We start from the raw sequence: 12,537 nt of genomic DNA on the forward strand, positions 1-12,537 counted from the left end.
AGGAGCCGAATCGAAAACCCCGCCCGGCGCGACGGGCGCGACGGGGCGTCAGCCATCAGACATGGCCGCGCAGCGGCACCCCTTCCCGAGCGACGGTGGAACCGGAGCGACGAGGGTGGCGGCCGACGGCTCTGCCCCACCATCCCAATGCGAGGGCGAAGCCGAGCCGTGACAACGAACGAACCCGCCCAAAGAACCTACTTCAGGAGCCGGCGGTTCCGGCCTCAGAGATCCTGGTGGTACTGCACGTAGGGCGTACGCGACTGGTCCGGCTCCGGACCTGCGGGACTGCTCGGAGCGTTACCCGACGACCACACGTTCTGCGCGCCGACGGACAACTCACCGCGCCAGGGCAGACGCCATGTCACGCCGAGGTCGATCGCGCTCCAGCGACGGTCCGGGTTGATGCCGTTCACCGCGTTGGCTTCGGGCTGCATCGTGCGTCCGGTGATCGAACCCGACAAGGGACCGCGATCGACGCCGAAACTCAGCGCCTTCTGGTCGACCGTGCCGATACCGAGAAGATTGCCTGGCAGCAGGCGAATGCGGCCGATGCTCGCACCGAGGTCGATGCCACTGCGTGCGCCCAGGTCGACACGGCCATGGGCATTCAGTTCGGTGCTGGAAGAAAGCGCGCTGAGCGGCAAACCCGACGCGGTGGCGAGGCCAGGCACCACGCGAGGCAAGGCCGCGCCCGTGCCGGTCGGGCGGCTGGAACCGACGCCGACGCCCACGCTGTAACCCGTGCCGCGGAAGGTGGCGCCCACTTCGCTGCCAACGATACGCGGAGGCGCACCAGGGGTGCTGCAGCGGTCGCTATTGCCTGCCGAGGCACTGCAGGATTCCACCGAATTGATCCAACCCTGGCCACTGACGCTGGCATGGGCCTGGACGCGCGGTCCCAGGTCGTACTGGAGACCACTGGAAAGGAAGGGGCCAGAATCCACCGGCCGCAGGGCCAGTGGCTTGGCCGGATCGGCGCGATCGTCGGACTGGAGGGACAGCGTGCGGCCATCCGGGGCGCGCCACAACGACAGGCTGCCCTGGTCCGGACGGGCGGACGAGGCCGGTTGCTGGCCCAGCAGCTGGGACGCCGTGGCGTCCGAACCCACCGGCGCGACCTGTCCTGCCGCGGCGAGCGGCATGAACAGAAGCATGGTGAGTAAGGATCTGCGCATCGTGGTCTTTATCGGCAGCGGCTGAGGTTCCCCGAGGTCCCGCCTCAGCCTGACGGGAACGACCCGAGTCTAAACCATTTTACTTTTTACTAACACCCCGGGGAGGCCCTCTTCAGGATTCGGATTAGCTGCCGTTTACCACGACAAGGGGAGACTCGGGCGCCCAGGCGCAGGCTCTGTGAGATTGGCTTTCACGCCCATCGCATGGTCGCGTTAACACATATAGACTGACCCGACCACGACCGGAACCTCGTCAGGCGATGACTTTCGCTCCATCCCACAGCCCGACCCTGCAGGCGCCCGGTCACGGCGAGGTAGAGCCGTTGCAGGATGCCGTGGAGAGGTTGCTGCGCGCCGCGGACGCGGAGGGCGTGCGCACGGAGTGCGAGGCCTTCGTCCAGTGCCTGCTGCCGGATGCGAAGGTCGCGTGGCGGCCGGTGGCGAGCGGCGAGGCGGCCGCCACGGGAGTGCTCGAACTGGCCGTCGATCCACAGAGCGAGCGAATCCTCGAGGTCGTGACCAGTGACGCCGACCTGTCCGCCGGCGGCGACATGCTCGCCTGGCTGGGCAGGCTGGCCTCGGCGCGCCTGCGCCAACTCGCCGAAACAGCCAACCTCTACGAGGCGATCTCGCGCCTCGCCCTCGCCGAGCGGCTCCAGCGCGCGCTGTACGCGATCGCCGAGCAGGCCGGCGCCGAGCACAACATGAAGGACATGATGAGTGCGCTGCACGGCATCGTGGGCAGCCTCATGTATGCCGAGAACTTCTTCATCGTCCTTTACGACGCACAGAACCGCACGGTGCGTTTCCCGTATTTCGTCGATACGGAAGACCAGGACATTCCCGATCCCGAAGGCGTCCGCACCATCGAGGCCATCGAGAACACCCTCACCTGGAACGTGTTGCAGAGCGGCCGTTCGATGATGGGTGCCAGCAGCGAACTGGAGAAGACCCTGCCCGGTCCGCGCGTCCCCATCGGGCCGCCCAGCGACGACTGGCTGGGCGTGCCGATGAAACGCGGCGAAGACGTCGTCGGCGCGCTGGTCGTGCAGAGCTACCGCGACGACACGCACTACACGGAAAACGACCGCGAGCTGCTCACCTACGTGGCGCAGCATGTGCAGACGGCACTCGAACGCCGGCAGGCCCACGAAGAACTGGAGCGCCGCGTCACCACGCGGACGGCGGCCCTGCGCGAAGCCAACCGCGTGCTGCGCCAGCAGGTCCTGCAACGCCAGCGTGGCGAACGCCTGCAGGCGGCGTTGTTCCGCATCGCGGAACTGGCCAACACCTCCGACAGCATCGAGAACTTCTACGCCGCCGTGCACAGGGTCATCGGCGGGCTGCTGTATGCGCGCAACTTCTACATCGCCTTGCTCTCGGAAGACCAGAACAAGCTGACCTTCCCCTATTCGGTCGACGAACTGGATGGCGTGCGCGAACCGCGCGAACTGGGTCGAGGGCTGACCGAGTTCGTGCTGCGCAACGGCAAGGCCTTGCTCGCCGACCGGGAGGAGATCGACCGGCTCAACCGCGATCATGTGCTATCCCCCAGCGGCGCGCGTTCGCTGCACTGGCTGGGCGTGCCCCTGATCTGGAACGAGAAGTCGATGGGCGTGCTGGCCGTGCAGAGCTACACGCCCGAACACACCTATAGTGCGCGCGACCAGGAACTGCTGACCTTCGTCAGCTACCACATCGCCAACGCCTTGCAGCGCAAGTACACCACCGAATCGCTCAAGCAGGCCTACGCCAGCCTGGAGCGGAGGGTGACCGAGCGCACGCGCGCGCTGGCCCTGGCCAACCGCGACCTGCGCGAGCAGATCGCCGAGCGCGAGCGCGTCGAACGCCGGCTCAAGTACGAGACCCTGCACGATTCGCTCACCGGCCTGCCCAACCGCACCTTGTTGCTGCAACGGCTCGAGCAGGCGCTGAACCATTACCGCGAGAATCCCGCCGACCTGTTCGCGGTGCTCTTCATCGACCTCGACCGCTTCAAGGTCATCAACGATTCGGTCGGTCACCTTGTCGGCGACGATCTCCTCTTCCAGGTGGGCGGCCGTATCCGCGCCTGCCTGAAGACTCGCGACGTCGTGGCCCGCCTCGGTGGCGACGAATTCGCCGTGCTGGTCGAGGGCATCGTCGACCCGCAGTCCGCGACACATATCGCCGAACGCATCATCGCCCAGTTGCAGACCCCGTTCCGGCTCGGCGCGAAAGAGATCTTCACGTCGGCATCGATCGGCATCGCCCTGCCCACGCCCGAATACACGCGACCGGAGGAATTGCTCCGCGACGCCGATTCAGCCATGTACAGGGCGAAGGACGAAGGCCGCCACCGCGCAGCCGTGTTCGACGACCGCCTGCGCCGCGAAGCGCTTTCGTTGCTGGAACTGGAGGGCGACCTGCGCCGCGCGCTGACGCGCAACGAGTTCGTGCCCTTCTACCAGCCGATCGTCGACCTGGAAGACCACCGCGTGGTCGGCTACGAAGCGCTGCTGCGCTGGCGCCACCCCGAGCGCGGCTTGCTGTCGCCGGGCGAATTCCTTTCCGTGGCCGAGGACACCGGCTGCTCCGAGGCGATCGACTGGCAGATCTTCGAGCAGGTGGCGCGCCAGGCCCGGGCGCTGGTGGGCGACGAGGGCTTCATCAGCATCAATGTGTCGGGTAGCCATTTCCGTTCGCCCGACCTGGACCAGCGCCTGCTCGACTTGCTCATCGAGCACAAGGTGCCGGCTCGCTCCATCCGCGTGGAAGTGACCGAGCGCGCGCTGCTGGAGAACCCGGCCCAGGTGAAGCGCATCCTCGAGAACCTGCGCGACCACGGCGTGGGCATCGCGCTGGACGACTTCGGTACCGGCTATTCGTCACTCAGCTACCTGCACCAGTATCCGATCGAGACGCTGAAGATCGATCGCTCGTTCGTCATCGAACTGCCCGCCGAAGACAGCGAGGCGCACAGCACCGCGGTGGTCCGGGCGATCCAGGCCCTGGCCAATTCGCTGCGCATGCAGGTGATCGCGGAAGGCATCGAGACGGAATCCCAGATGCGCGCCCTGCGCCGGATCGGCTGCCGATTCGGCCAGGGTTTCCTCTTCGCCCAGCCCGCCCCCGCCAGCAAGTGGCTGGGCTCGCCGCTGTCGCTGGACGCCTGACCCGCTTACTGCAAGGTCGAAGGCGAGGGCGGCGTTTCCACCTGGGTGAGCAGGCGCTCGGCGTCCACGCGGTCGAAGATGTAGCGCGTGGCGCAGAACTCGCAGATCACTTCGATCTCGCCGTCGCGATCGTCCAGCGTGGCTTCGACCTCCTCGCGGCCGAGCGCGCGCAGCATGCCTTCCACGCGCTCTTGCGAGCAGGTGCAGCCGAAGGCCAGCGGCTTCGGTTCGTAGAGGCGCACCGACTCCTCGTGGTAGAGGCGATACAGCAATTCCTCCGGCCGCGTGGCGAGCATTTCGCTGGCACTGAGGGTGGCCGTGAGATGGCCCACGCGCGACCAGGCCTCGTCGTCGTCCTCGGCGGCGCTGTGACCGCCCTCTCCCGGCACGGGCTGCAGCATCAGGCCGACCGCATGCTCACCGTTCGCGGCGAGCAGGATACGTGCGGGAAGCTGCTCCGAACGTTCGAAGTAGTTTTCCAGCGCCTCGCCGATCGACTCCGTATCGTCCAGTTCCACGACGCCCTGGTAACGGCCCCGCTCGGCATGGCCGATGGTGATCGCCAGCATCGCCTCGGGCAGCCCACCCAGCGCGAGTCGCGCGGGCAAGGCCTTGGTGTCGTACCGTGCGAGGCCGCGCAGGCGGCCCTTGTCGCTGCATTCGGCGAAGAGCAGGTGCAGCGGCCCCTGGCTCTTGAATTCCAGGGAGAGGGAGCCCTCGAACTTGATGTTGCCCGTGAGCAGGGCGCTGGCGGCGACGGCCTGGCCCAGCGTGTCACGCAAGGCGGCCGGGTAGTCGGCACGCGAGGCGATCTCGTGCCAGCTGGCGCCGAGGCGCACCAGCACGCCACGCACGCCCGCCTTCTCGAGCATGAAGCGGTGCAACACGTCTTCGGACGCAAGGGTTTCGACGATCGAATCGGTCACGGCGGTCTCCTGGTGATCCGACGGAAGATGGGGACTCGCCGGAGCGCTGGCAAGCCCGCGAAGGTCCAGGCCCTTATACTGCGCCATCCTTCGTCACCGCGCCGCCATGAGTCCGACGCCCCGTTCACCGTTCCGCCGGATCGCCCGCCTCGTGGGCCTGCTGCTCGTCTCGTGGCTGGCGTTGTCGTGCCTGGTGGTGCTGGCCCTGCGTTTCGTGCCGCCATGGACCAGCGCGATGATCATGGAGCGCCGCGTGGAGGCATTGGTCAGCGGAGAGAAAGATTTCGTCTACCGTCATCGTTGGGTCCCCTGGGATCGTATTTCGGCGCAGGTGGGCATCGCGATGGTCGCGGGCGAGGACCAGAAGTTCCCTTTCCACCACGGATTCGACGTGGACGCGATCCAGGATGCGATCGATGCCGCCGATGAAGGCAAGCGCCTGCGCGGCGCCAGCACCATCAGCCAGCAAGTAGCCAAGAACCTGTTCCTCTGGAATGGGCGCAGCTTCGTGCGCAAGGGCATGGAGGCCTATTTCACCGTGCTGATCGAAGCGTTGTGGCCGAAGCGGCGCATCCTCGAGGTCTACATGAACATCGTCGAGCTCGGTAACGGCGTCTACGGCGTCGGCGCGGCAAGCGACACGTTCTTCCACACCGCGCCCGATCGCCTTGGCGTCGTCCAGGCCGCGCGACTCGCCGCCGTCTTGCCGAATCCGCGCCGCTTCCGCGTCGACGCACCCAGTGCGTACGTGCAACGGCGCACAGCCTGGATCGCCCAGCAAATGGGCCAGCTCGGCGGCCCCGCCTACCTCACTCGCCCGGCCCCCGTCGCCGGCCGTGTCCGCTGAGACCGCCCATGTCCTTTTCCCTCGCCATCGTCGTTCCCGCCTATAACGAAGCACAGGTGATCGACAGCTTCCATAGCCGCCTGGGCGCGGTCCTGGACACCATCGACGCGAGCGCGCACATCGTCTACGTCGACGACGGCAGCCAGGACGAGACATGGGCATGCCTGTGTGCGCTGGCCGACCGGGACCCGCGCGTGGAAGCCATGCGGCTGTCGCGCAACTTCGGCAAGGAAGCCGCCTTGACGGCAGGGCTCGACCAGGTGGACGCCGACGCCGTGGTCGTCATCGACGCGGACCTGCAAGACCCGCCCGAGGTCATCCCCGCGCTCATCGCGCGTTGGCGCGAAGGCAACGACGTCGTCTATGCGACCCGCGGCGAACGCGATGGCGAAACGCGCACGAAGAAATTCACCTCGGCCGCGTTCTACCGGGTGATGGAACGTGTCTCCGACACACCCCTGCCAAGGGACACCGGCGATTTCCGCCTGTTGTCACGGCGCGCCGTGGAGGCCTTGCGCGGACTCCGTGAGCGCCAGCGTTTCATGAAGGGCCTGTTCGCCTGGATCGGCTATCGGCAGGCGGCCGTCACCTACCACCGCGACGCGCGCTATGCCGGCAGCACGAAGTGGAACTACTGGCGACTGACCAACCTCGCGGTCGAAGGCATCACGTCGTTCTCGACCGCGCCCTTGCGCATCGCCACGTGGCTCGGCGTCTCCGCCGCCACGCTCGCCTTCCTCTACGGCCTCTGGGTGTTGCTGAAGGTCCTGATCTGGGGCGACCCCGTCCGCGGTTATCCCACGCTGATGGTGGTGATCCTGTTCCTCGGCGGCGCGCAGCTGCTCGCGCTGGGCGTCATCGGCGAATACGTCGGCCGCACCTACTCCGAGTCCAAGCGCCGCCCGCTCTACTACGTGGAATCGCGCCGGGGCGGCCGTCCGCCCTTCACCTGATCGTTACCCTGGCCGGCCCGCGGCGGCGGTAGACTGGTGCCCAGGCGGCAACCGCCGCGTCCATCCGGGGAGTCGAGCATGCAGCAGGTCAAGCATCTCCTGGCAGCGAAGGGCACGGCGGTATTCGCCGTCGCACCCGAGGCGCCCGTCTATGAAGCGATCAAGCAGATGGCCGAGAAGAACGTCGGCGCGCTGGCGGTCATCCGGGGCAGCGAACTGGTCGGCATCGTTTCCGAGCGCGACTACGCGCGCAAGGTGATCCTCAAGGATCGTTCCTCGCGCGACACGCCGGTGGCCGACATCATGACGGCCAGCGTGGTGACGGTCGCGCCGGACGCTTCCGTCGACGAGTGCATGCGCCTGTGCACCGACGGCCGCCTGCGCCACCTGCCCGTCCTCGAAGGCGGTCGCGTGGTGGGCATGGTCTCCATCGGCGACCTGGTGAAAGCCACGATCTCCGAGCAGAAGGAAACGATCAACCAGCTCGAAAGCTACATCGTCGGTTAAGCGTCGTCCTGCGATTCCGGTTCGAGGTCCGGCGAGGTCGCGGCACGCCGCGCCACGTCCGTGGCGACGGCGGCCAGCCCCGCGCCGATCAGGCCGATGCCCGCGATGCCCACGCCCACGGCGTGAAGACCGGTGAGACCGCTCGTGACGACCAGGTCGCCGAAGCGCCAGACCGCCGTCTCGATGAAGTTCTTGCCCTTGTAGCGCGCCTCGCGCGGCATGCGCGTGTAGAGCGCATCCGAAGCGGGCTTGGTCATGCCATAGGTCATTCCTCGCGTGACCACCTGCACGACGACGATCAACGGCACGGCGAACCCGAACAGCGTGGCTTCCGAAGGACCATGCAAGGTCAGCAGCAGGAGCAGTCCCACGTTCACCACCGAGGGCAACACCAGTGCCCAGAGAGGGCCGAAGCCACGCAACAGCAGCGGCGTGAGCGTGAGTTGCAACAAGGCGCCGAACCCATTGATCCACAGGTCGAGGTCGGCGTAGAACGCCGTCCGCGCCGCGTTGTCCGCGAAGTGGGCTTTCGTGTAGTCGGCCATCAACGCGTAGGCCACGGTGGCGATGCCGTCGCTCAGCAACATCAGCAGGGTCATGTAGCGCAGGAAAGGCTGTGAGAACGCCGCCTTGGCACCCTGCAGGATCGAGCCGCCCACGGGTGCGCCTCCACTGCGGTCGTTACCTTCCCTGTCCGTGGGCAGCGCCAGGAGCGCTCCCAGGGCCAACAGCAAGATCACCGCGGACACCACGAGCATCGACGGTACGCCCAGGCGAACCACCAGCAATCGCGTGAGCAACGGTCCCACCAGCGCACCGGCCATCCCGCCGAACGCGATGAAGGGGAAGACCAGGCGCGCCTCCACGCTCCGGTACACGTCCGCCATCACGCTCCAGAAGAGCGAGACCACGAACAGGTTGAAGACGCTCACCCAGACGAAGAACACCCGGCCGAGCACCACCGCGCCGATCCGGTCCTGGGCGGCGAAGGCCGGGACGAAGGCGACCAGGCAGACGACAAAGGAAAGGTAGCTGCCCAGCAGCACCTGCCTCCGGGGAAACCGGGCGACGAGCCAGCCGAACACGGGAGTCAGGGCCAGCATGACCACGAACACGATGGCGTAGAACATCGGCAGCGACGACGAACCGGCGGCGCCGACGAGCTGGTCGCGCACGGGGCGCAGTACGTAATAGGAAGTCAGCACCAGGAAGAAGGCGATGACCGAGAGCGCCAGGGTGGGCCCCTTGCTCCGGGCGGCATGCGGTGCTGCGTTCACGATGGCCGGCGTGTCCGGTGGAGTCGATGAAGCCTAGCATGGCGAGACGTTCCGTTCAGCGTCGTCAAGGCACCATCCGTTGTCGCGGACGAGGAAGTAAAAGACAATGCCGGGAACGACGTCCGGACCCCTCCCGGCGTCCCCACTCCGCGGCGTGCCCCCACGCCTCGACCCCGCGAGAAAAGCATGTCGTTCCGTTCCGCTTCCCTGCTCGCCTGCGCTTTCGCCTGCGCCGTTGCCGCTCCCTTCGCGCTCGCCGCGCCGCCGCCGAAGCCGCCCGTCGTCCATGTCGACCCCGAAGCCTCCCGGCTGCCAGCGGAACGGGTCAAGGCAACCGTCGAAAGCTACAAGCAGTGGCTGGATGCCGCCGAGGCACGCGATGCCGCCCCGGCCATCGTCACCGCCGTGATCGTCGACGACAAGGTCGTGTACGAACGCGCCATCGGCTATGCGAACGCGAAGACCAAGGAACCCGCCACGCCGGAAACGGTGTTCCGCCTGGCTTCCCTGTCGAAGGCCTTCGCCACCGGCGTCACCGCCGTGCTGGTCCGTGCGGGGTTCCTGAGCTGGGACACCAAGCTCATCGACACCATCCCCTACTTCAAGCTCAAGGACATGCAGGCGGCCCAGCAGGCCACCGTGAGGGACATCCTCGGCCAGCGGCTGGGCCTGCCACGCAACACCTACGACGCCATGCTCGAATCCGACGCGCCTTACGAGGAACTCGTGCGCAAGCTCGACGAGGTCGACCTCTCCTGCAAGGTCGGCGAATGCTACGGGTACCAGAACGTGGCCTTCAGCATGATCGGCGACGTGGTCTACGCGGTCACGGGTGACTATTTCTTCCGCCAGGTGGAGCGCCGCATCTTCGCGCCGTTGGGCATGACCACCGCCAGCTATGGCCGCGATGCGCTAGAGGCGAGCAAGAGCTGGGCGCGCCCCCATCGCGGCGGACCGCACAACTGGATTCCCTACGAGCCGAACGACAGCTACTACCGCGTCGCCCCGGCGGCAGGCGTGAATGCGAGCCTTCGCGACATGGAGCAATGGCTGATGGCACAGATGGGCGGACGTCCCGACGTGCTGCCCACGCCCCTGCTCGACGTGCTGCACGCACCGGAAGTGGCGACGCCTTCCGAGGAACGCTCGCTGCCCTGGCGCCGGGCACGCGTGACCGACGCGCACTACGCGCTCGGCTGGCGCGTGTTCAAGTACGCCAACGAAGACCTCATCTACCACGCGGGTGCCGTGTCGGGTTATCGCACCATGATCGGCTTCTTCCCCAAGTACCACGCGGGCGTGGTGACGATGTGGAACGCCGCGGGGCCGATCCCCGCCGGCCTCATGCCGATGGTGTTCGACAGCCTGCTCGGCCTGCCGCATGTGGACTGGGCGGGCGTGGAGGGTTCCGCGCGTACCGCACCGGTGGCGAAAGCCGCGAAGGCGCCGGCGAAATCGCGTGCGAAGGCGGCGGCCAAGACGCCTGCGAAGAAGAGCACGGCGAAGCCGGCCAGGAAGAAGAAACCCGATTGATCCAGCCACGGCATCGGCCGGGGCTGGACCTGTCGTTACCTGCCGAGATTGAACTGCAACCGCCGCCGTAGCGTGACGGTCATCGGTTCGCCGTTGCGCGTGGCCGGCTTGTACTCCCAGCGGCTGACGGCATCGATCGCCGAGCGGTCGAAGACGTGTTTGGGTTGCGCGTCGACCACGGCCACGTTGGTCACCGTGCCATCGGTGCCCACCGTCAGTTCGACGTCCACCCAACCTTCCTGGTTCGCGCGCATGGCGGCGGTGGGATAACGCGGGCTGACCTGGCGGATGAGCACGGCATCGCTGATGGCATCGGCGTCCGCGGCGGGTGCATGTGGCGCCGCGGCGGCCGGACGCGCGGCAGCCGTGGGGCTCGCCGCCTGCGGTTGCTGGGCCACGCGTGCCGCCTGCTCGCGAGCCGCCTGCTGGCGCAGCGCTTCCGCAGCCGCCGCCTGCTCCGCCTGGGCCTTCGCGGCCGCGGCGGCATTCTGCTGGGCAAGCTGGGCTTTCTGCGCATCCACCGCCTGCTGCTGTTCGCGGTCCAGCGTCTTGCGCTGGGCGTCGAGCTTGGAGCGAAGGATCGTCAGCGTGTAGTTCTCGGGGTCGGCCTTGGCCAGGAGATCGATTTCCCGTTGTGCTTCGTTGAAGTCACGCTGGTTGATCGTCTGCTCCGTGGCGGCGGCACCGTAAGAGAAGGTTTCCCGCAGCGCATCCGCGGCCACCGGATTCCCCGGCTGCTTCTGCAGCACCTTCATATAGAACTCGAAGGCGTTGTTGCCCGCAGGGGCGACGAGCCGCTGCTCGTTCATCGCGGTGCGCGCCTCGGCCAGCAGCTGGTCGACGCTGAGCGCGTCCACGTTCGCGGGAGGCGTCTCGCGGGTGCCCGCTGCCTTTTGCGCGGCGGTGGCGACCGGCGTTACGCCCGCGGCCGCATCGCGGTAGGGCTTGATGATAAGGAACCAGGCCGCGACCGCGAGCGCCAGCACGATGGCGATGACGGCGAGGGTGACGGGATTGACGGCGCCGCGGGCTCGCGAGCGCGCGGAAAAGCGATGACGGTTATCCATGGCGTTACAGAACGGACTCCGCAAGGCGCGCGCCCCCTGATGGCTTGACGCGAAGAACCCCCCGTCCTCCGCAGCGCGATGTGGCGACAAGGTAACCGTAATGGGCGCGTGAATCCAGTTGGGCGGCCTAGGAGCTTTTCCCGGGCCGGCAAAACCGTGCCCCGGAAACGAACGACCCCGGCCAGGCCGGGGTCAAGTTTTCGAAGTGACTCCCCGCGCTGGGCACCGCGGGGAGCTAATTCGCAAAACGTACTTTCTTATTGGAAGGTGACGCTTACTTGGCCTTGGCGGCCTTGGTCGCGCGGACCACCTTGGCGGCGGCAACCTTCTTCGAAGCAGCCTTGCGCGGTGCAGCCTTGCGCGCGGTCTTCTTGGCGGGGGCCTTGCGAACGGCCTTCTTCACCGCCTTCTTGGCGGCGACCTTCCTGGCGGGCGCCTTGCGGGCGACCTTCTTAGCAGCAGCCTTCTTCGCCGGCGACTTGCGGGTCGCGGCCTTCTTGGTCGCGACCTTACGGGTCGAGGCCTTCTTTGCCGGCGACTTGCGCGCGGCGGTCTTCTTCACGGTGGACTTCTTCGACGCCTTCTTGGCGGCGGACTTCTTGGCAGTGGCTTTCTTGGCAGTGGCCATAGTTCTTCTCAGCTCCTCATCAGTTGGCAGTGGTTGCCCAGTAAAAGCGTGGAGGAACGCTTCGACCAGCAGGTCGCTGTTCGTAGCGTGCCTCAAATTGTTCACCTGGCGGCGAGTACGTTCATCGGAAAGCAGGCGGAGGATGTGCAGCGGAATCGATACTGTGATCTTTCTTACCGAGCCCGCTTTCGAACCATGCTCCACGTACGGCCTGATGAATTTTCCTGTTTCCATTTCCGGTTCCCCGTCAATTGACGCAAAAGCTATTCCTGAACATTTCCGCTGTCAATAAATTTTGGCTCTAAATTGAAGACCTTGCGGACGCATAGGCTGCCCTTCCCCGTCGTCGCCGAGCTGCGTTCGCACCCGTCGCGACGACCACCGCGGATAATTGGACATCCAAAACAAAACATACCGCGCGAACATATCGGTTCAGCAAACGCCTTAAATAAAGGCATTTTACGTT

The 12,537-nt window shown here is 66.6% G+C and carries 10 protein-coding genes; 5 read left to right on the forward strand and 5 right to left on the reverse strand.

The features are described from left to right. Nucleotides 1-224: 224 nt before the first annotated feature. Nucleotides 225-1,178: a hypothetical protein gene (locus AB6730_RS15630; protein ID WP_371024537.1), complete on the reverse strand. Its 954-nt coding sequence runs from the start codon at nucleotides 1,176-1,178 to the stop codon at nucleotides 225-227. Nucleotides 1,179-1,438: 260 nt separating this feature from the next. Between AB6730_RS15630 and AB6730_RS15635 the strand changes: the two genes are divergently transcribed. Continuing rightward, nucleotides 1,439-4,333 (forward strand): EAL domain-containing protein, encoded by a 2,895-nt coding sequence (locus AB6730_RS15635; RefSeq protein ID WP_371024538.1) that lies wholly within the window; start codon nucleotides 1,439-1,441, stop codon nucleotides 4,331-4,333. A 5-nt stretch (nucleotides 4,334-4,338) separates the two neighbouring features. Here AB6730_RS15635 and AB6730_RS15640 read toward each other — a convergent pair whose 3' ends face one another. Further along, the gene (locus AB6730_RS15640; protein WP_371024539.1) at nucleotides 4,339-5,259 is read right to left on the reverse strand and encodes an Hsp33 family molecular chaperone HslO; all 921 of its coding nucleotides are present in this window, start codon (nucleotides 5,257-5,259) and stop codon (nucleotides 4,339-4,341) included. A 106-nt stretch (nucleotides 5,260-5,365) separates the two neighbouring features. Between AB6730_RS15640 and mtgA the strand changes: the two genes are divergently transcribed. From mtgA to AB6730_RS15655, 3 genes are all read left to right on the forward strand, one after another. Continuing rightward, nucleotides 5,366-6,106, forward strand: a complete 741-nt coding sequence (mtgA, locus tag AB6730_RS15645; RefSeq protein WP_371024540.1) for a monofunctional biosynthetic peptidoglycan transglycosylase — start codon at nucleotides 5,366-5,368, stop codon at nucleotides 6,104-6,106. 8 nt (nucleotides 6,107-6,114) lie between these two features. Then, nucleotides 6,115-7,059 (forward strand): glycosyltransferase family 2 protein, encoded by a 945-nt coding sequence (locus AB6730_RS15650; protein ID WP_371024541.1) that lies wholly within the window; start codon nucleotides 6,115-6,117, stop codon nucleotides 7,057-7,059. 78 nt (nucleotides 7,060-7,137) lie between these two features. Continuing rightward, a complete protein-coding gene (locus AB6730_RS15655) occupies nucleotides 7,138-7,566 on the forward strand; it encodes a CBS domain-containing protein (protein WP_371024542.1) in 429 nt (142 codons plus the stop codon). On the opposite strand, the gene AB6730_RS15660 is transcribed toward AB6730_RS15655, so the two are convergent. Beyond that, nucleotides 7,563-8,843 (reverse strand): NTP/NDP exchange transporter, encoded by a 1,281-nt coding sequence (locus AB6730_RS15660; RefSeq protein WP_371024543.1) that lies wholly within the window; start codon nucleotides 8,841-8,843, stop codon nucleotides 7,563-7,565. The genes AB6730_RS15655 and AB6730_RS15660 overlap by 4 nt on opposite strands. Nucleotides 8,844-9,029: 186 nt before the next feature. Between AB6730_RS15660 and AB6730_RS15665 the strand changes: the two genes are divergently transcribed. Beyond that, on the forward strand, nucleotides 9,030-10,376 hold the full coding sequence (locus AB6730_RS15665) for a serine hydrolase domain-containing protein (protein WP_371024544.1): 1,347 nt from the start codon (nucleotides 9,030-9,032) through the stop codon (nucleotides 10,374-10,376). A gap of 35 nt (nucleotides 10,377-10,411) precedes the next feature. Here AB6730_RS15665 and AB6730_RS15670 read toward each other — a convergent pair whose 3' ends face one another. Together AB6730_RS15670 and metJ are read right to left on the reverse strand one after the other, a co-directional pair. Further along, nucleotides 10,412-11,443 carry an energy transducer TonB gene (locus AB6730_RS15670; protein ID WP_371024545.1) on the reverse strand — a complete coding sequence of 344 codons (1,032 nt, stop codon included), beginning with the start codon at nucleotides 11,441-11,443 and terminating at the stop codon, nucleotides 10,412-10,414. A gap of 274 nt (nucleotides 11,444-11,717) precedes the next feature. Next, complete coding sequence (gene metJ / locus AB6730_RS15675; protein WP_306852137.1) at nucleotides 11,718-12,305, reverse strand: met regulon transcriptional regulator MetJ; 588 nt, start codon at nucleotides 12,303-12,305, stop codon at nucleotides 11,718-11,720. Between the last annotated feature and the right edge of the window lie 232 nt (nucleotides 12,306-12,537).

Source organism: Luteibacter sp. RCC_6_2 (assembly GCF_041360655.1).
In the GTDB taxonomy this organism is placed as follows: Bacteria; Pseudomonadota; Gammaproteobacteria; order Xanthomonadales; family Rhodanobacteraceae; genus Luteibacter.